Genomic DNA, 18534 nt, shown 5'->3' on the forward strand with positions numbered 1-18534 from the left:
CTCCCCATATGGGGATAGTGGCGCGAATTTTAAAGACCATGACCGATAAATATGTGAAATGGATCACAATTAGTGCTTTGCCGGACATAGATAACAATTTTATCAGCAAAAGCGCTCCCTGCTTGTTAATTTTTTGTTAGAATTGACGAGAGATATCCGCCACCATCTGCCCAGAGAAGTACAGTTATGGCTAACACAAAAAACCCCGATGAACTGAAGAATGAACTGACGGAAATGCAGTTCTATGTCACCCAGCAGCATGGTACCGAACCCCCGTATACCGGGCGTTTGCTGCACAATAAGCGCGATGGCATCTATCACTGTCTGGTGTGCGATGCGCCGCTGTTTACCTCGCAAAGCAAGTATGATTCCGGCTGCGGCTGGCCGAGCTTTTATGAGCCGGTGTCTGAGCAGGCGATACGCTATCTCAAGGATTACTCGCACGGGATGGAGCGGGTGGAAATTCGCTGTGGGAACTGTGGTGCCCACCTGGGACATGTATTCCCTGACGGCCCGCAACCCACCGGGGAGCGCTATTGTGTTAATTCGGCCTCGCTGAGCTTTGCCGATGAGAATGGCGACCAGCCAGTCAAAGGTTGAAGAATCGATTCAGCTAACTATTCCTGGAGAGGAACCACCGAATGAATCTTGACCAGATAATTGCCGCAATGACACCGGAAGTTTACCAGCGCCTGGCCACGGCGGTGGAAACCGGGAAGTGGCCGGATGGCGTCGCGCTGACCGACCAGCAGAAAGAGAATACTCTGCAACTGGTGATGATGTGGCAGCAGCGTCACAATACACAGCCGGAGCATATGACTATCGGTACCAACGGCCAGATCGTGATGAAAAGTAAACAACAGCTTAAGGAAGAGTTTGGTATTGTGCCTGAGACGATTGTTTCGCTAAAGCCGGAGTGAAAAAGGGCCGGCCTGACCCAATTTTTGATATCAGGGCGCTCACAGCAGCCGGTCAGTTGCGCCGCTGTGAGCATGCCAGGAAGGTTACGCCAGGGTTTGATCCTGCATTTCCAGCCAATTATTCAGCGTGTACAGGGTGGCTCCCGCCGCCGCCATATCCTGAAACGCCGCCAGACTGTCCTGCGCACGGAGATTTACACCGCGGCAGCCGTCGGTCACCACATCAACCCGGTAGCCCAGCGCCAGAGCGTCCAGGACGCTGAACTTCACACAGTAATCGGTCGCCAGTCCCATTATAACAAGCTGGTCTATCTGGCGTTCGCGCAGCCAGTCGTCAAGTCGGGTTTTCTGCCGATGGTCGTTGTCATAGAAAGCGCTATAACTGTCGATGGCCGGGTTTTCCCCTTTATAAAACCGTTCATCAATGTTCTGCTGATTGAGTAGTGGGTGCAACTGCGCGCCGCTACTGTGTTGTATGCAGTGATCCGGCCACCAGGTCTGGGGCAGACCGTCCAGCTCGCCGGTAGTGTAGGGGGGCTGTTGTTGCACGCTGGCGAAACTGCCGTGGTTCGCCGGATGCCAGTCCAGGGTGGCGACAATCGCGTCGCCGCGGCGGCGGAATTCTTCAATCAGGTGGTTAGCCACCCCAATGGTCTCATCGGCCTGGGCGACGGCGAGAGCGCCGCCGGCGCAAAAATCATTCTGCAGATCAACCAGCACCAGAGCTCGCTGTGTCATCGTGTCCTCCTTACTCATCAGGGGTAAGTTCACCGCGAAGATTATGCATCATCGCGCTGCGAATGGCCTCAGTTTCCAGACAGCTACTGAGCAGATAGTGCAGTTTAGTCAGCGTGGCTTCAACGGTCATGTCGAATCCGCTGATAACGCCGCTCTGCGCCAGCGCATTGCCGGTGGCATAGCCGCCCATGTTGACTTTCCCTGACATGCACTGGGTCAGATTCACCACCACAATACCGCGCTGACAGGCTTCTTCCAGCGTGGTCAGAAACTCTTTGTTCTGCGGGGCGTTACCGACGCCGTAGCAACGCAGAATCAGGGCGCGAACCGGCTGGCGGACAAAATTACGAATCACGTCCGCGGAGATGCCCGGGTAAATGGTCACCACCCCGACCGGTTGTGGGGTAATCGGGTGTACGGTCAGCGGGCCGTTGCCGATCGGCGCCGGGGGCGTGCCGAGTCGGCGAATATGGATCCCTGCTTCCAGTAACGGCGCAAGATTAGGGGAAGCAAAGGCGTCAAAACCATCGGCATGGGCTTTGGTGGTGCGATTGCCGCGATACAGACGGTTATTAAAAAATAGCGTCACCTCGTTGATAGGGTAATTCGCCGCAATGTACAGCGCGTTCAGCAGGTTGATTTGCCCGTCGGAGCGCAGTTCCGCCAGCGGGATTTGCGAGCCGGTAATGATCACCGGCTTTGCCAGATTTTCCAGCATGAAAGAGAGCGCCGAGGCGGTATAAGCCATGGTGTCGGTGCCGTGGAGGATAACGAAGCCGTCGTACTCCTCATAGCGGGCGTGAATATCATCCGCGATATGCTGCCAGTCCTGGGGGGTCATGTCCGACGAGTCCATCAGCGGACGGTATTCATGAATCGTGAAGTTCGGCATCTCCTGACGGTGGAATTCAGGCATCAGCGCCAGCTGGCGCTGCAAATGGCCGGAGACCGGAATATAACCGTGCTCGGAACGCTGCATCCCGATGGTGCCGCCGGTATAGGCAACGTAAATGGATTTTTTGGTCATGGGGAAATCCGGGGATAAATACACAGGCGCAGTATAGTTAGCGAAATGAAAAATAACAGCCCGGTGTTATCGGGCTTCGGGAGTAATAAAGCTTAAAAAAGCGTGTTTTTGGGCTTTATCGTTAACGGGCGGAAATCATTAAATGGATTTCGCGGTTTTTGGGGTGGGCAAGGTGAGTGCCGGGGCGGAATTGATGTCTGACAGCGGTTTCAGCCCGGCAATGCCGGGCTGATGGGGACAGTTCAGTGGCGAACAGGGTTAGCGAACATTGCCGCAATTCAGGCAAAACGCATAGCGGTTTTGCGGATCGTTAAACGTCGCCAGCTTGTCGCCTTCGGCTTTTACCACCTGCGCGGCGCCGGCCAGTGGAGCCGGCAGAGCCGCCTGCAGCGCTTCCGGCAACATCGCGCGCACCGAACCGTTAAGACTGTCGAAAACGGTATCCCAGAAGGTCGGTTGTTCCTGGTAGAAGCTCAGGCTCCACTGCTTGAGTTTGGCTAACTCAGCGGCTTTCGCCACGGCATCGTCGAAATCGCCGAGGCTGTCCACCAGCCCGTTACCTTTGGCGTCCTGGCCAGTCCAGACGTGTCCCTGGGCAATCTGGTCAATTTGCTGCGGGGTTTTGTTGCGCGACTGGGAGACCAGGTTGATAAAGCGCTTATAGCCGGTTTCGATGCTGAGCTGCATCATTTGCTGTACTTCCGGGTTCAGCGATTTGGTCAGCGCCACATCCGCCAGCGGCGATGTGGCCACCCCGTCGGTATGCACGCCGATAGCGTCGAGGCTATTTTCCAGCGTGTTAATAATGCCGAAGATACCGATCGAGCCGGTCAGGGTGCTGGGGCTGGCGATAATGTAGTTCGCCGGCGTGGAGATCCAGTAGCCGCCGGAGGCCGCCATACCGCCCATTGAGACAACAACCGGTTTGCCGGCTTCGCGGGCCGCCGCCAGTTCGCTGCGGATAAGTTCGGAGGCCGTGACGCTGCCGCCGGGGCTGTTAACCCGCAGAACAATAGCTTTTACTTTCGGATCGAGCCGCGCATCGCGGATCTGGGTTGCCGTGGTATCGCCGCCGACATTGCCGGCGGTTTCCGGGCCGTCCATGATTGCGCCGTTGGCAAAGATCACCGCCACCGTGGCCGCCTGATCCGGCTTCTTGTTCAGGGTGTAGTCATAAATGCTGACTGCCCGGTAGTCTTTATCCTTCTTGCTCCAGCCGAACTCCTTCACCAGCGCTTTATTCACGGTACTTGGGGTTGCCAGTTCATCCACCAGCTTGTTATCCAGCGCGTACTTCGCGGTGTCGCCGTCCAGTTTTTGCAGGGCGGCCAGCATCACCGGCGCGCCGGGGAACGCCTGCTGCGGCGCGATCTGGCGGTTAGCGGCGACAGTATTCAGGTAATTCTGCCACAGTTCCCCGACCCAGCGGCTGTCCGCTTCGCGAGCGGCAGGGGACATATCGTCGCGGATAAAGGGTTCGACGGCGGATTTATAGGTACCGACCCGGAATACATGCGTCGAAACCTTCAGCTTGTCGAGCAGGGATTTGTAATACAGCCCGTTGGTGGCAAAACCGTGCAGATCGACCATGCCCTGCGGGGAGAGCCAGATCTTGTTGGCGAAGCTGGCCAGGTAATATTGTCCCTGGCTGTAGCTTTCGCCAATCGCGTAGACCGGTTTACCGCTATCGCGGAATTCGCGCAGCGCCTTGCCGATATACTGCATTGAGGGCTGATCGGCGCCGGTAAAATTTTTCAGGTCGAGGACAATGCCGGTGATATTGCGATCGTCTTTCGCCTGGCGGATGGCGTCGATAATATCGAACAGCGAGTTTTCCTGCAGGCGATCGGAGCTGGCGCCGAATAGCTGGCGTCCCAGGGCGCCGAGTTTATTGCTGACCGACGGCTTGTCGACAATCACACCGCTGATATCCAGCAACAGCGCGCCACGCCCCGGTTCAGTGGAGGCGGTGCTCTTCATTTGCGACCATACGCCGATACCGGCCAGCACGATGGCAATAAAAATCAGATTCAGAACCAGCGACCTGATGAAATTCAGCAGGCGCCAGCCCCATTTAAAGAAACCGGCAATAAATCGCCAAATGGTGCGCATGTCCTCTCCATAACAGTAGTTTCAGGGCTCCTCGCCGCTCTGCGTTGCGCGAACCGGCAGGTTGAATGCTGGTATCCTAAATAGCTGCGCTCCACTTGTCAGCAGGAATCGCCCTCCGGGCTGTAACAAAAATCTATCGTGTGTTAATTTTGTGAATAAAAATCATTACAGGAGTTAACTGATGGATGCACTTGAACTGTTAGTCAACCGCCGCAGCGCATCGCGTCTGGCGGAGCCGGGTCCTCAGGGAGAGGCGCTGGATAATATTCTGCGCGCCGCAATGCGTGCGCCGGATCATGGCACCCTCCAGCCGTGGCGTTTCATTCTGGTGGAAGGGGAAGGCCGCGAGCGCTTCAGCCAGTTGCTGGAAAAGGCGGCCCGGGAGACGGGGCTGGATGACAAAGGCATTGAGAAAGCCCGATCAGCGCCGTTTCGCGCCCCGCTGATTATCACGGTGGTGGCCCACTGTGAGGAGCATCCTAAAGTACCGCGCTGGGAACAACTGCTGTCGGCCGGCTGCGCGGTGATGGCGATGCAAATGGCCGCTGTGGCGCAGGGGTTTAACGGTATCTGGCGCAGCGGCGCCTGGGCTGAGGATGCGCAGGTGCGCGCGGCGTTTGGCTGCCGCGACCAGGATCAGATTGTCGGCTTCCTGTACCTGGGCACGCCGCAACTGAAAGCTTCCACCACTTTTAGCGCCCCGGATACCACGCCTTTCGTCAGCCGCTTCTGAACCTGAATCCGGCGCGTTTGCGAATCAGGCCGCGCCGGATTGCATTCTACGGGGCCGATTGCACAGGGAATGTGCAAAAACACCGGATTTCAGACCCTCTCTCTTACCACCCCGGGAAGTACGGGTTACCATTAACGGATTGCCAATGTCAGGAGATGACCATGAGTGAGCAAACGGTGCGTTTGACCCAGTACAGCCACGGCGCCGGCTGTGGTTGCAAAATTTCCCCCAAAGTGTTGGAAACCATCCTGCACAGCGAACAGGCGAAGTTCAGCGACCCGCGGTTGCTGGTGGGCAACGAAACCAGCGACGACGCGGCGGTTTACGATCTGGGGAATGGCACCAGTATTATCAGCACCACGGATTTCTTTATGCCGATTGTCGACGATCCGTTCGACTTCGGGCGTATTGCGGCCACGAATGCCATCAGCGATATCTATGCCATGGGCGGTAAGCCGATTATGGGCATTGCGATCCTCGGCTGGCCGATTAACACACTGGCGCCGGAAATTGCTCGCCAGGTCGTGGAGGGGGGACGCCACGCTTGCCAGCAGGCGGGAATAGCGCTGGCCGGCGGCCATTCCATTGATGCGCCGGAACCGATTTTCGGGCTGGCGGTGACCGGCGTGGTGCCGACCGAGCGCATTAAGAAAAACAGCACCGCTGAGGCGGGATGTAAACTGTTTCTTACCAAGCCGCTGGGGATCGGAGTGCTGACCACCGCGGAGAAAAAATCCCTGCTGCGCCCGGAACACCAGGGGCTGGCGACGGACGTGATGTGCCGAATGAATACCTGCGGGGCGGATTTCGCGGCGCTGGAAGCGGTAAAAGCCATGACCGATGTCACCGGATTCGGCTTGCTGGGTCACCTCAGCGAGGTGTGTCGCGGCGCCGGACTACAGGCGGAAGTCTGGTTTGATCAGGTGCCGACGCTTCCCGGCGTTGCAGACTATATCGCTCAGGGCTGCGTACCGGGAGGCTCCGGGCGTAACTTTGCCAGCTACGGGCACCTGATGGGCGAGATGCCGGATGCCTGGCGCGACCTGCTGTGCGATCCCCAGACTTCGGGCGGCTTGCTGCTGGCGGTTGCGGCGGACGGCGAAGCGCAGGTTCAGGCGGTGGCGCAGCGGCATGGTATCACCCTGGCGCCGATTGGCGAGCTGCGTGAAGCGCGCGGCGGCCGTCCGATGATTGAGATCCGCTGAACCTCATGCGGCTGTTTATCGCGGAAAAACCCAGTCTGGGCAGGGCGATCGCCGATGTGTTGCCAAAGCCGCATCGCAGGGGCGATGGCTACATTGAATGCGGCAATGGTCAGGTGGTGACATGGTGCGTCGGCCACCTGTTGGAGCAGGCGCAGCCGGATGTCTATGACAGCCGCTATGCGCGCTGGAATCTGGCGGATCTGCCCATCGTACCGGAAAAGTGGCAGTTACAGCCGCGGCCTTCGGTCACCAAACAGCTCAATGTGATTAAGAGGCTGTTGCAGGACGCCAGCGAAGTCATCCACGCCGGCGACCCGGATCGTGAAGGCCAGTTGCTGGTGGACGAAGTGCTGGACTATCTGCAACTGTCGGCGGAAAAGCGCCAGCAGGTGCAGCGCTGCCTGATCAACGATCTCAATCCACAGGCCGTCGAACGGGCGATTGCCCGCCTGCGCGCCAACAGCGAATTCATCCCTTTATGTGTTTCGGCGCTGGCACGCGCTCGCGCTGACTGGCTGTACGGTATCAATATGACCCGGGCCTACACCCTGCTGGGGCGTAACGCCGGCTATCAGGGGGTGCTTTCCGTTGGGCGGGTGCAGACCCCGGTGCTCGGGCTGGTGGTGCGGCGCGACGAAGAGATAGAAAACTTTGTCCCGAAGGATTTCTTTGAGGTCAAAGCCCATATCGTCACCCCGGCGGATGAGCGTTTTGTCGCGCTCTGGCAGCCCAGCGAATCCTGCGAGCCTTACCAGGATGAAGAAGGGCGTCTTTTGCACCGGCCGCTGGCGGAACACGTTGTCAAACGCATTACCGGCCAGCCGGCGCTGGTGACCGCTTATAACGATAAGCGGGAATCCGAACCGGCGCCGCTGCCGTTTTCCCTCTCCAGTCTGCAAATTGAGGCGGCGAAGCGCTTTGGCCTGAGCGCTCAGGCGGTGCTGGATGTCTGCCAGAAATTGTATGAAACCCACAAACTGATCACTTATCCGCGATCGGACTGCCGGTATCTGCCGGAAGAGCACTTTGCCGGGCGCCATGCGGTGTTGAATGCCATTGGCATTCATGCGTCGCAACTGCTGCCTCAGCCGGTGGTGGATGTCGATCGCCGCAACCGCTGCTGGGATGATAAAAAAGTGGATGCTCACCATGCGATTATCCCGACGGCGCGTAGCTCATCGGTCAGGCTGACGGAAAATGAGCAACAGGTATATGGGCTGATCGCCCGCCAGTATCTGATGCAGTTCTGTCCGGACGCCGTGTTCCGCAAGTGTGTGATCGATCTGGATATTGCTGGTGGAAAATTTGTCGCCAAAGCGCGTTTTCTGGCCGAGGCTGGCTGGCGTGCGCTGTTGGGGGCTAAAGAACGTGACGAAGAGAACGACGGAACGCCGCTACCGGTGGTGGCGAAAGGGGACGAGCTATTGTGCGAAAAAGGCGAAGTGGTGGAGCGCCAGACCCAGCCGCCGCGTCATTTTACCGATGCCACGCTGCTGTCGGCGATGACCGGAATTGCTCGCTTCGTCCAGGATAAGGATCTGAAAAAAATCCTGCGCGCCACCGACGGGCTGGGCACTGAAGCGACCCGCGCCGGGATTATCGAACTGCTGTTCCGCCGTTCATTTCTGGTTAAGAAAGGGCGCTATATCCATTCCACCGAGGCCGGGCGGGCGCTGATCCACTCTTTGCCGGAGCTGGCCGGGCGCCCGGATATGACCGCACACTGGGAGTCGACGCTGACGCAAATCAGTGAAAAGCAGTGCCGCTACCAGGACTTTATGCAGCCGCTGGTGCAAACGCTGTATGAGCTGATAGCCCAGGCGCGAACCACGCCGGTACGCCAGTTTCGCGGCATCGTGGCATCTGGCGCCGACGGCGCGCCGCGCGGCAAAGGCAAAAGTAAAAGCGATAGCGCGAAAAAGAAACGTCGCCCGGCGGCCCGTAAGGCGCCGGACACTGATTCTGACGGCGAGCAATCTGCGGCAGGGTAATGCACCCGGGTATGCGCAGGCATACCCGGGCGTGGCATCAGTAGACACCGAACAGTTTTGGCAGGAACAGTGAGATAGCCGGCACGTAGGTGATGAGCAACAGTACAATAAACAGGACACAATAGAAGGGCAGCATCGCCTTCACCACCTGTTCAATTTTCTGCTTACTGACCGCACTGGCGACGAACAGCACCGATCCTACCGGCGGCGTGATCAGGCCAATGCCCAGGTTAACCAGCATGATCATGCCGAAGTGAACCGGGTCAATGCCCAGCGCATTGGTGACGGGCAGCAGAACCGGCGTCAGGATCAGAATCAGCGGCGCCATATCCATCAGGGTGCCAATCAGCAGCAGCATAATGTTGATGCACATCAGAATGACATATTTATTGTCAGAGATGCTGGTGAATGCCTCGGTGATGCGCATCGGCAACTGCATGTAGGTCATGATGGCGCCGAACGCGGCGGCGAAGCCTATCAGAATCATAACGATAGTGACGGTCTTCACCGTGCGGTACATCAGTTTCGGCAGTTCCGACCACTTATAATCGCGGTAGATAAACATGGTCACAAAGAATGACCACAGGCAGGCGATGGCCGCGGATTCAGTGGCGGTAAAAATACCGGACAGAATACCGCCCATGATGATGACTACCGTCATCAGTCCCCACAGTGTGTCGAGGAAGATTTTCAGCGCCTGGCGGAAGGGCACCAGTTCACCTTTCGGGTAGCCGCGGCGGTGGGCGAAGCCGACGCACATCACCATCAGTGACAGGCTCAGCAGGATCCCCGGCAGAATACCGGCGATAAACAGCGCGGCGATAGAGACTGTGCCGCCGGTGGCCAGCGAGTAAATAACCGAGTTATGGCTGGGGGGCGTCAGAATCGCCTGTACCGAACCGCTGGCGGTTACCGCGGCGGCAAAGTCGCGCGGATAGCCTTTTTTGTCCATCTCCGGAATCATCACCGAACCGATAGAGGCGGTATCAGCGACCGACGACCCGGAAATGGCCCCGAAAAAGGTGGAGGCAACGATGTTCACCAGCGACAGTCCGCCGCGTATGAACCCCACAAAGATATAAGCAAAATTCACCAGCCGCCTGGCGATCCCTCCTTCCGCCATAATGGCACCGGCCAGAATAAAGAATGGAATAGCCAACAGCGAAAATTTGTTAACGCCATTGGTGAGCTGAATCATGACGGCTTCGAGGGGAATATCAATATACCAGGCGCCGATGATGGCGCTGATGCCCACCGCATAGGCCACCGGTACGCCAATTGCCAGCATAATGGCAAGGGTGAAGACCAGAATAAATGCATCCATATGCTTTCCTTACTGAACGGTTCGGTTCCTGATAATTAATGAGAAGAACCCAACATGACCACCGGCCGCTGGTATTGCGATCCCAGAAACAGTTTTTCAATAATAAAAAGAATCGTAACGGCTGAGCCTATTGGCAAAGGAAGGTAGTTTTGCCCGGCGCTAAGTGCGGGAAATTCCGCGACCGGCTGGTCCCAGAGTTCCATACACAAATTGGTGCCGTACCAGAAAATAAAGATACTGATTGCCATAAGCATCAGATCGGCCAGTACCGAGCAGTATTTCTGCATCGATTCCGGGAGCCGGTCGGTCACCATGGTCACGGCTATATGAGAACCCGCGCGGTAGCTGACCGCGGCGCCGACGAACGTAAAGGTCACCATACACAGAATGGCGATCGGCTCCGGCCAGGATAAGGCGCTGTTGAGAATATAGCGAGCAAATATTCCGACCGGGATGACAGCTACCATAAACAGTAATGCCAGCCCTGCCAGCCACATTGAAATCCGGTAGATGACATCCATCACTAACGAGTAGCGTTCACCCATAATTTCAACCCTGATTAAATTTAACGAGGGCAATTTTGCAATTGCCCTGCGGGGAAGTTATTTGACGTCCTGGATTTTCTGAATTAATTCCAGGTGATCTTTACCGTATTTATCACGCACTGACTGAGTGGCTTTGAAGAAGAAATCGGTGTCGATATCATGGAATTGAACGCCACTGGCGCGCATGGTTTCCAGCGACTTCTCGTTATATTCCGCCCACAGTTGGCGTTGTTCGTCCTGGGCTTCTTTCGCCAGCTTGAGAATCAGCTCCTGATCTTCTTTTTCCAGCTTGTCCCACTTCGCTTTCGAAAACAGGAAAACTTCGGGAATAATCAGGTGGCGGCTCCAGGTATAGTTTTTGGCGACCGGCAGGTAGTTATGGGCAACATAGGTCGGCGGGTTGTTCTCGGTGCCGTCAATTACGCCGGTTTGCAGGCCGCTGAATACTTCGCTGGATCCCATCGCGACCGAGTTGGCGCCCATGGCTTTCAGCGTATCCAGCGATACCGGGCTGGGCTGAACGCGGATTTTCATGCCTTTCAGATCTTCGGGTTTCGCCACCGGATTTTTGGTGATCAGGTTGCGGGTGCCGCCGTCCATCCAGCCGAGGAATACCAGACGGGATTTACTGCTGGCGGTCAGACGATCGCCGATTTCTTTACCGACCATGCCATCAAGCACTTTGTGCATGTGTTCTTCATCGCGGAAGATATAGGGCAGGGTAAAGACGTTAACATCGGGGAGTATCGCCGCGACCGGCGACATTGAAACGCGAATAATGTCGATGGCGCCTAACTGGGCCTGTTCAATCATCTGTTTCTCATCGCCCAGCACGCCGCCGGGGAAGGTTTTGATATCCAGACGACCGTTAGTGGCGGCAGAGAGCTTTTCGCCCATGTGCTGCATGGCGACGACGTTAGGGTAATCTGCGGGATGAACATCTGCTGCACGAAACGTTTGCGCCAGAGATGTATGACAAGTCAACATTAAAGCGGAGCCAATGCACAAACTGAACAGCGTTTTGGTAAGCTTCATCACTCTTCTCCAGAGATATTGGTCTAAATCCAAAAGTTATAATGGCGTACTAAAACTGCTTCTTTCCATGTGGACAGACAAGAATCAAAAGATATGTTACTGCTTGTTCGGATTAACCTTAACCTGTCATACAACTAATTACGATGACCCTCTTCACAAAAACTGAATTCATAGAATTACAAAGGCAGACAATTAAGCCCGGTCATAATGGATTTATCTTATCTGGTGCGCTGGATAGCCCACTGGCAGGCAATTATGTCGTACAAAAAGCGCCGCCACGCTTATTACCCGGGCAGGCGCAAATGACCGGTACGCAACGTTATCCCGCTATCCGCTTTTTATTCCACACTTATTTTCAGGATAAGTGGTTATCTCTGCCTGATACCCAGAGAATCGCGCTGTGTATAACATTATATTCTGCCAAATAGTGGCATTTTCTGATTATCGCGGATTGGTATACCGATTTTTTAGTGTGATGATGTCGCCGCGATCCTGACAGCGATAAAACACGGTTTTTATATACAGAGCAGTGGTTGCCGGTCGGTAAGGGGAATAAAAAGGCCCCGTATTGAGTCGGGGCCCTGGCAGGCAAATATCAGGCTGGCGGAGCCAGTCAGGGTAATGACGCGAACCGGTGTGCTATCAGATCACGCCCTGCGCCAGCATCGCATCGGCCACTTTGACAAAACCGGCGATATTGGCACCGCGGACATAGTGGGTCTGTTTGTCTTCACCGCCGTAATTTACGCAGGCTTCGTGAATATCCAGCATGATGTGATGTAAGCGCGCGTCGACCTTCTCGGCTTTCCAGCCCATGCGTGCGGCGTTCTGCGCCATCTCCAGTCCGGAAGTCGCCACTCCGCCAGCGTTAGCCGCTTTACCCGGGGCAAACAGGACGCCGGCTTCGAGGAACATATCGGTCGCTTCGATGGTGGTCGGCATGTTGGCGCCTTCGGCCACCGCTTTAACGCCATTTTCAATCAGCATCCGCGCGGCGTCGACGTCCAGCTCATTCTGGGTGGCGCAGGGCAGGGCGATATCAACAGGTACACACCACGGCTGCTTACCCTCCAGGTAGGTCAGACCAAACTCGCGGGCATAGTCGGCGACGCGGCCATCGCGGCTGGCTTTGATTTCGCACAGGCGCGCCAGTTTTTCGCTGGTAAAGCCGGCTTCATCGACCACTGTCCCGTTCGAATCAGAGGCGGTGATCACGCGAGCGCCGAACTCCATGGCTTTCTCAATGGCGTACTGAGCCACGTTACCGGAACCCGATACCGCGACGCGCAACCCTTCCATTCCCAGACCGTGGCGCTTGAGCATGGCGTTGGTGAAGTAAATCAACCCATAGCCGGTAGCTTCCGGACGGATCAGGCTACCACCAAATGACAACCCTTTGCCGGTAAAGACGCAGGCGGTGTTGTTGGAGAGCTTTTTCATCATCCCGGCCATGTAGCCAACCTCACGGCCGCCGACGCCGATATCCCCGGCGGGAACGTCGGTATCTGCGCCCAGGTGGCGATACAGTTCGGTGACCAGCGCCTGGCAGAAGCGCATTACTTCGCCTTCGCTCTTACCTTTTGGATCAAAATCGCTGCCGCCTTTACCGCCGCCCATTGGCAGGGTGGTGAGGGCATTTTTAAAGGTTTGCTCAAAGCCGAGGAACTTAAGGATGGAGAGGTTTACTGAAGGGTGGAAACGCATACCGCCTTTAAAAGGGCCGATAGCGGAACTGAACTGTACCCGCCAGGCCCGATTTACCTGAACCTGATTGCGGTCATCGACCCATGCTACCCGGAACTGAATCACTCGCTCCGGTTCTACCAGTCGTTCCAGCAGCGCGTTCTGGCGGTAGCGCGGGTTCTGTTCCAGGAAGGGCCACAGCGTGGTCATCACTTCCCGTACCGCCTGAGCAAATTCGGGTTGATAGGGGTCGCGCTGCTTTACGTTGGCAAGAAACTGCTCCAGAGATAAAGACTGTTCCATAGAACATTGGCTCCTGTTCGTTGATAACTTTTATTTATGATGAAGTGTGTATCAGACGTGCACTAAATGGTTATGACCCTGATAAAACGCTGCCTGATCGTTTGCGTTTTGACTATATCACCAGCAATTACCCGTCAGGCAAGCGAAAATTATCCCAGGGAGGAAGATTATTAAAAAACATCATAAGATTTTCTTATGAAGAAATGATTCGAATGTAACACACTGGCAGATACCGCTGTGTCCATTGATTTACTACACTCAATGTTAACAGAGGCAGGATATCGTGCTGGGCAATGAGTGATCCAGGTCACTCTTTATGGAGGGGAAATGGCGATGGCGCCAGTCAGGTTATGGGGAGTCGTGGGCGCGCTGCTGTGCTTCAGCGCCCCGCTATTTGCACAACAGCGAGCGGCGGATGTGGAGGTTTCTGTTCCCCCGCAGGTCTTTACCACGCAGCGCCAGGCCGCGACTCCGTGCGCCAGTTGCTGTGTTTATGAAGACCGGCAATACAGCGAGGGGGCGGTGATTAATGTCGGGGAAATCCTGCTCCAGTGCCTGAGAGATGATAAAGCGGTCAGCACTCAGCCGCTGGCCTGGCGGCGGATTGAGCGATAAAGGCCTCCAGCAATGGAACATCCGCGGGCGCCAGCGGCCAGGCGAAAATCTGCGCCGGCGGGCACCAGATGACCTCGCTGTGGCAGTGTAGCTGGAGGGTTCCGCTGAACTCTCTGACATACCACGCGTGCAGGTTAATCAGACGCCCGGACACCTCCCGCTGGTGGCTGGCGATATAGCGTTCGGGATGGGCGCGAATGCCCAGCTCTTCATAAAGCTCACGCGCCAGCGCCTGTGGCTGGCTCTCGCCGGGCTCCACTTTGCCGCCGGGAAACTCCCAGAGGCCAGGCTGATCTCCGCCGGCAGGGCGTCTGGCAAGCAGCAGGTTACCCTGTTCTTCGATGATGGCGGCAACGACATCAATGGTCTGGTGCATAGATTCACAGCTTTGACAGAGGCGATAACGCCGGAGGTGGGCTTCCGACGTCGCATGGGTAATCAGAAATCAAAGGCGGCCCAGACCGGCGCATGGTCGGACGGTTTTTCCATGGCGCGGATCTGGTAATCAATACCGGTCGCGACACAGCGTTGCGCCAGCGGCTGGCTGGCCAACAGCAGGTCGATACGTAGCCCACGGTTATCATCAAAGCCTTTTGAACGGTAGTCAAACCACGAAAAATGATCGCTGGTTTGCGGATTAGCGTGGCGGAAGGTATCCACCAGCCCCCAGCTTAACAGGTGTTCCATCCATTCGCGCTCTTCCGGCAGGAAGGAGCATTTCCCGGTTCGTAGCCAACGTTTGCGGTTGTCATCGCCAATGCCGATGTCCAGATCGGTCGGGCTAATGTTCATATCGCCCATAATCAACACGGGATTTTCTCGGGAGAGCTCATTTTCCAGGTATTGCTGGAGATTGCGGTAGAAAGCGGCCTTGGCGGGGAATTTAACCGGATGGTCACGGCTTTCCCCCTGCGGGAAGTAGCCGTTAATCACTGTCAGGTTGCCCAGCGGAGAGGGAATTTCCGCGATAATCAGGCGGCGCTGGGCGTCCTCTGCGTCATCGGGAAAACCGCGCCGCACCGTGATCGGCGTCTCTTTGGTTAACAGCGCCACGCCGTAGTGGCCTTTCTGACCGTGATAAAACACGTTATAGCCGAGTTTAGCCACCTCTTCGAGAGGAAACATGTCATCGTGGACTTTGGTTTCCTGCAGGCCAATCACATCCGGCTGGTGCTGTTCGACAATGGCTGCCAGTTGATGGGGACGAGCCCGTAGCCCGTTGATATTAAAAGAGACAAATTTCATAGTCGCGATCATTTCTGCAAGGTGAATGATGGCAGGATGGTAGCAGAAAATACGCCGCAGTGCGCTGTCGGAAACCGGGGAAATTTTCACGGGTATTATTCTTTCAGGACTACGTCGGGCTATGGCTTATTTTCATCCCGCAGGTCATTGACATTTGCGATTAGCGAGCGGTTATTTTCCCATAACGTAACGGGTATAAACCGCAGCGCTAACCGTACGACTGATATCGGCGCTGTTATTTTCGGGGTAATACGTTGAGGTTGAGTATGGTAAATCATTGCTCAGCGCGGAGACATTATTCCTTGCTTCCTTATTAATTATGCGAAGAAATTATTTTCCTGAAGTGATGGTATTGGTGGTTTATTACTATTATTTATCTTCCATGAAGATGTCCACGTCATGACGAGCGGTTCAATAACGGGATAGTCTCGCCGTGCGGCGATATTCCGCCAGAACATCGTGCGCCGCGGAGGCGCTGTAATTAGCCCGGCGGCAGACTCGTCGCCGGCCCGGGCTGGCCCGGTATCGCTGGGGGGCAGCGCTGCGCTGATTATCCGTTGTGGCGATGGTAATTGTTCTGGTGGGGCAGATAAAAAGAAAAACCAAATATCCAGAGTATTCCTGGTTAAAACTTTCCCTGCTGTGATAATTGCGCTACACTTTCTCCATCGTTTCTCCTGAATCACGTCGTTATCATATTATTTTGTGGACTCTGCGTGGTTTATCCTTTTTTTCTCCATAATTGCGTAGAATTTGATTTTTATACTTTCAATGATTTACCGAGACAGTGATTAATTGACTTTAAACACCGTAAGCTTATTCCTGTCAACGCGACAAACCCTGTCGCTGAATAACTGAAAGAAAAGGACATGAACATGCGTAAATTAACTGCGATTTTTGTAGCATCTACTCTGGCCCTTGGCGCAGCTAATCTGGCGCACGCGGCAGACGCTTCGACCACCGCGGCACCGAAAGATAATGCGGCGGGTATGGCGGGTATGCAGCACAAAGGCCCGCGCGGTCCGCATCACGAGATGATGTTTAAAGACCTCAATCTGACCGACGCCCAGAAACAGCAGGTGCGCGAAATCATGAAAGCCCAGCGCGGCGACATGCAGCCGCCGTCACAGGAAGAGCGTCGCGCTATGCACGACATCATCGCCAGCGACAGCTTCGATCGTGCAAAAGCGGAAGCCCAGATTGACAAAATGGCCGGACAGCAAAAAGCCCGGATGCTGAAACACATGGAAACGCAGAACAAGATCTACAACATCCTGACTGCGGATCAGAAAAAACAGTTTAATGCCAATTTTGAGAAGCGCCTGACAGAACGTCCGGCACGAGGCGATAGAATGGCTCCTGCTCAGCAATAATTACTGAAGCGCAGAACATAAGACCGCCGAACCTGTCCATAAATGGCTGTTGCCGTGGGCAGGTCCGGCGGTTTTCTTTTGTCCGTCCACTGCCATAGCGCAAAATATGCCCCGCCGCTGCGTTTGTTCCCGTCGGTACCTGCCACTTGTTAGCCGTCGCGGCTTCACTACAATAGCGTTAACATTTCAGTGTCGGCAAAATACCGGGCGTTGACGCTGGCGCTATAGCCAGAATCTTTAGCGCGACTGGAATATCGCGTTTTTTTCGTTGCCGGGTCGCCGGCGGCAACACTCGCTAAAAAGGATCGACCATGACTGCGTTTTACGCGCCGATTGTAATGCTGCCCGGAGGCTGGGCGCGCCAGGTACGTATCGAGGTGAATCATCTGGGCATGATTAGCGATGTCCAGCCTGGCCGCGAGGCTCAGGGTTGTACGCTACTGGATGGCGTCGTGATCCCCGCCATGGTGAATCTGCATTCGCGGACTTTCCTCAGCGCTATCGCCGGCCTTGATGAGGTGCGCAGCGATATTCCTGCCGTTTCACGGCCGTGGCGTGAACTTCTGCAGCGCTGCCTGACGCCAGAGCAGGCTGGCGCGATTGCCTGTCGGGCGTATATTGACATGCTCAAGGGCGGCTATACCCAGGTGGCGGAATTTCACTACCTGCACCACGATCCGCAGGGCAAGCCCTGGACCCAGGGGGAGCAGATGCTCCAGCAACTGATTGTCGCGGCGGACCAGGTTGGTATTGGTCAGACGCTGCTGCCGGTGTTAGTCAGCCACAACGGGTTCGGCGCTCGTCCGGCCGATAAGGCCCAGCGCCGGCTGGTACAGGATGTGGATCGCTACCTGCGGCTCCAGCAGGCGCTGGCGGGCGCTCTGGTACGTTATCCGCTGATCAATCAGGGTATCGGTTTTTATTCTTTGTCCGCCGTCACTCAGGAGCAAATGGAAGATGTGCTGGAGGCCTGTGATTACCGGTTACCGGTATATCTGCCGGTCGCCGTCTCTGCCCGGGAAGTTGAGGCATGTCTGGCGTGGAGCGGTGAGAAGCCGGCAGAATGGTTGTTTAACCGCTTCGCCGTAGATGAACGTTGGTGCCTGGTCTCTCCTGCTTATCTGGATGCGCAGGAGCGCGCTCTGCTGGCGGAAAGCCGGGCGGTGGCGGGGATGTGCCCACTGGCGCAGGCCAGCGAAGGCGCCGGGAGATTCCCGGTCAGCGACTATATTCACCAGGGCGGCGCATGGGGGATTGGCAGCGACGGTTACCTGACGCCCGGCGCAGCGGAAGAATTACGGATGCTGGAGCTCACCCAGCGGCTGCGCGATGGTCAGCCGCAACGCATGGCACTACCGGAGTGGCCTCAGGTGGGGGAGGTGCTGTGGCGCCAGGCCGCGGCGGGCGGCGCCCGCGCCGCCGGGGTGATGCTCGGCGGGATTGCTCCCGGATTGCGCGCCGACTGGCTGGTGCTGGAGCAGGATGCCTGGCTCAGCCACGTGGATGATTATGGGCTGCTCAACCGCTGGATTTTCGGCCGCGGCAGTCGGCAAATCCGCGATGTCTGGGTGGCCGGGCGCGAGGTCATCGCCCGGCGCCGCCATGCGCTGGATGCGTCATGCGACGCCGCGTTTGCCCGGGCGATGCAGGAACTTAACGCCTGGCCAGAACCGTTTCGCTCCTGA

The 18534-nt window shown here is 56.3% G+C and carries 17 protein-coding genes; 8 read left to right on the forward strand and 9 right to left on the reverse strand.

What is annotated here, in order from left to right:
• Window positions 1-186: 186 nt before the first annotated feature.
• Entirely contained in the window at window positions 187-600 is a 414-nt protein-coding gene (msrB, locus tag AQ981_RS00390; RefSeq protein WP_058909776.1) for a peptide-methionine (R)-S-oxide reductase MsrB, read from the forward strand.
• Window positions 601-641: 41 nt separating this feature from the next.
• Window positions 642-920, forward strand: a complete 279-nt coding sequence (locus tag AQ981_RS00395) for a YeaC family protein (RefSeq protein WP_058909777.1) — start codon at window positions 642-644, stop codon at window positions 918-920.
• Window positions 921-1004: 84 nt separating this feature from the next.
• On the opposite strand, the gene pncA is transcribed toward AQ981_RS00395, so the two are convergent.
• From pncA to sppA, 3 genes are all read right to left on the reverse strand, one after another.
• Window positions 1005-1658 (reverse strand): bifunctional nicotinamidase/pyrazinamidase, encoded by a 654-nt coding sequence (gene pncA, locus AQ981_RS00400; protein ID WP_058909778.1) that lies wholly within the window; start codon window positions 1656-1658, stop codon window positions 1005-1007.
• 10 nt (window positions 1659-1668) lie between these two features.
• Window positions 1669-2685 (reverse strand): asparaginase, encoded by a 1017-nt coding sequence (ansA, locus tag AQ981_RS00405; RefSeq protein WP_058909779.1) that lies wholly within the window; start codon window positions 2683-2685, stop codon window positions 1669-1671.
• 258 nt (window positions 2686-2943) lie between these two features.
• Window positions 2944-4797 carry a signal peptide peptidase SppA gene (gene sppA / locus AQ981_RS00410; protein ID WP_058909780.1) on the reverse strand — a complete coding sequence of 618 codons (1854 nt, stop codon included), beginning with the start codon at window positions 4795-4797 and terminating at the stop codon, window positions 2944-2946.
• A gap of 181 nt (window positions 4798-4978) precedes the next feature.
• Here sppA and AQ981_RS00415 point away from each other — a divergent pair, with 181 nt between their 5' ends.
• The 3 genes from AQ981_RS00415 to AQ981_RS00425 all read left to right on the forward strand — a co-directional run bounded on the left by AQ981_RS00415 (window position 4979) and on the right by AQ981_RS00425 (window position 8726).
• Window positions 4979-5530, forward strand: a complete 552-nt coding sequence (locus AQ981_RS00415; RefSeq protein ID WP_058909781.1) for an NAD(P)H nitroreductase — start codon at window positions 4979-4981, stop codon at window positions 5528-5530.
• Between the two features lie 161 nt (window positions 5531-5691).
• Window positions 5692-6735, forward strand: coding sequence for a selenide, water dikinase SelD (gene selD, locus AQ981_RS00420; protein ID WP_058909782.1), 1044 nt, complete (start codon window positions 5692-5694; stop codon window positions 6733-6735).
• A 5-nt stretch (window positions 6736-6740) separates the two neighbouring features.
• Entirely contained in the window at window positions 6741-8726 is a 1986-nt protein-coding gene (locus tag AQ981_RS00425; RefSeq protein WP_058909783.1) for a DNA topoisomerase III, read from the forward strand.
• 37 nt (window positions 8727-8763) lie between these two features.
• Here AQ981_RS00425 and AQ981_RS00430 read toward each other — a convergent pair whose 3' ends face one another.
• The 4 genes from AQ981_RS00430 to gdhA all read right to left on the reverse strand — a co-directional run bounded on the left by AQ981_RS00430 (window position 8764) and on the right by gdhA (window position 13616).
• Window positions 8764-10050, reverse strand: coding sequence for a TRAP transporter large permease (locus tag AQ981_RS00430; RefSeq protein ID WP_058909784.1), 1287 nt, complete (start codon window positions 10048-10050; stop codon window positions 8764-8766).
• A gap of 35 nt (window positions 10051-10085) precedes the next feature.
• Window positions 10086-10595, reverse strand: coding sequence for a TRAP transporter small permease (locus AQ981_RS00435; RefSeq protein ID WP_058909785.1), 510 nt, complete (start codon window positions 10593-10595; stop codon window positions 10086-10088).
• A 57-nt stretch (window positions 10596-10652) separates the two neighbouring features.
• Window positions 10653-11630: a TRAP transporter substrate-binding protein gene (locus AQ981_RS00440; protein ID WP_058909786.1), complete on the reverse strand. Its 978-nt coding sequence runs from the start codon at window positions 11628-11630 to the stop codon at window positions 10653-10655.
• Window positions 11631-12272: 642 nt separating this feature from the next.
• Window positions 12273-13616, reverse strand: coding sequence for an NADP-specific glutamate dehydrogenase (gdhA, locus tag AQ981_RS00445; RefSeq protein WP_058909787.1), 1344 nt, complete (start codon window positions 13614-13616; stop codon window positions 12273-12275).
• Window positions 13617-13943: 327 nt separating this feature from the next.
• On the opposite strand from gdhA, the gene AQ981_RS00450 reads away from it, so the two are divergent.
• Window positions 13944-14231: a DUF1496 domain-containing protein gene (locus tag AQ981_RS00450; RefSeq protein WP_249226242.1), complete on the forward strand. Its 288-nt coding sequence runs from the start codon at window positions 13944-13946 to the stop codon at window positions 14229-14231.
• On the opposite strand, the gene AQ981_RS00455 is transcribed toward AQ981_RS00450, so the two are convergent.
• A complete protein-coding gene (locus AQ981_RS00455) occupies window positions 14191-14607 on the reverse strand; it encodes a pyrimidine (deoxy)nucleoside triphosphate diphosphatase (protein WP_058909788.1) in 417 nt (138 codons plus the stop codon). The two genes, AQ981_RS00450 and AQ981_RS00455, sit on opposite strands and share 41 nt — an antisense overlap.
• Window positions 14608-14669: 62 nt before the next feature.
• Entirely contained in the window at window positions 14670-15476 is an 807-nt protein-coding gene (gene xthA, locus AQ981_RS00460; protein WP_058910306.1) for an exodeoxyribonuclease III, read from the reverse strand.
• Window positions 15477-16351: 875 nt separating this feature from the next.
• Between xthA and spy the strand changes: the two genes are divergently transcribed.
• Together spy and hutF are read left to right on the forward strand one after the other, a co-directional pair.
• A complete protein-coding gene (gene spy / locus AQ981_RS00465) occupies window positions 16352-16849 on the forward strand; it encodes an ATP-independent periplasmic protein-refolding chaperone Spy (RefSeq protein ID WP_058910307.1) in 498 nt (165 codons plus the stop codon).
• A 311-nt stretch (window positions 16850-17160) separates the two neighbouring features.
• On the forward strand, window positions 17161-18534 hold the full coding sequence (gene hutF / locus AQ981_RS00470) for a formimidoylglutamate deiminase (protein WP_058909789.1): 1374 nt from the start codon (window positions 17161-17163) through the stop codon (window positions 18532-18534).

This window comes from Entomohabitans teleogrylli (assembly GCF_001484765.1).
In the GTDB taxonomy this organism is placed as follows: domain Bacteria; phylum Pseudomonadota; class Gammaproteobacteria; order Enterobacterales; family Enterobacteriaceae; genus Entomohabitans; species Entomohabitans teleogrylli.

Coding starts and splice junctions, on each gene's coding strand:
- ansA (WP_058909779.1), bottom strand. CDS start 2,685: ATGACCAAAAAATCCATTTACGTTGCCTATACCGGCGGCACCATCGGG.
- sppA (WP_058909780.1), bottom strand. CDS start 4,797: ATGCGCACCATTTGGCGATTTATTGCCGGTTTCTTTAAATGGGGCTGG.
- AQ981_RS00435 (WP_058909785.1), bottom strand. CDS start 10,595: ATGGGTGAACGCTACTCGTTAGTGATGGATGTCATCTACCGGATTTCA.
- hutF (WP_058909789.1), top strand. CDS start 17,161: ATGACTGCGTTTTACGCGCCGATTGTAATGCTGCCCGGAGGCTGGGCG.
- spy (WP_058910307.1), top strand. CDS start 16,352: ATGCGTAAATTAACTGCGATTTTTGTAGCATCTACTCTGGCCCTTGGC.
- AQ981_RS00395 (WP_058909777.1), top strand. CDS start 642: ATGAATCTTGACCAGATAATTGCCGCAATGACACCGGAAGTTTACCAG.
- gdhA (WP_058909787.1), bottom strand. CDS start 13,616: ATGGAACAGTCTTTATCTCTGGAGCAGTTTCTTGCCAACGTAAAGCAG.
- AQ981_RS00415 (WP_058909781.1), top strand. CDS start 4,979: ATGGATGCACTTGAACTGTTAGTCAACCGCCGCAGCGCATCGCGTCTG.
- AQ981_RS00450 (WP_249226242.1), top strand. CDS start 13,944: ATGGCGATGGCGCCAGTCAGGTTATGGGGAGTCGTGGGCGCGCTGCTG.
- selD (WP_058909782.1), top strand. CDS start 5,692: ATGAGTGAGCAAACGGTGCGTTTGACCCAGTACAGCCACGGCGCCGGC.
- xthA (WP_058910306.1), bottom strand. CDS start 15,476: ATGAAATTTGTCTCTTTTAATATCAACGGGCTACGGGCTCGTCCCCAT.
- AQ981_RS00425 (WP_058909783.1), top strand. CDS start 6,741: ATGCGGCTGTTTATCGCGGAAAAACCCAGTCTGGGCAGGGCGATCGCC.
- AQ981_RS00430 (WP_058909784.1), bottom strand. CDS start 10,050: ATGGATGCATTTATTCTGGTCTTCACCCTTGCCATTATGCTGGCAATT.
- msrB (WP_058909776.1), top strand. CDS start 187: ATGGCTAACACAAAAAACCCCGATGAACTGAAGAATGAACTGACGGAA.
- pncA (WP_058909778.1), bottom strand. CDS start 1,658: ATGACACAGCGAGCTCTGGTGCTGGTTGATCTGCAGAATGATTTTTGC.
- AQ981_RS00440 (WP_058909786.1), bottom strand. CDS start 11,630: ATGAAGCTTACCAAAACGCTGTTCAGTTTGTGCATTGGCTCCGCTTTA.
- AQ981_RS00455 (WP_058909788.1), bottom strand. CDS start 14,607: ATGCACCAGACCATTGATGTCGTTGCCGCCATCATCGAAGAACAGGGT.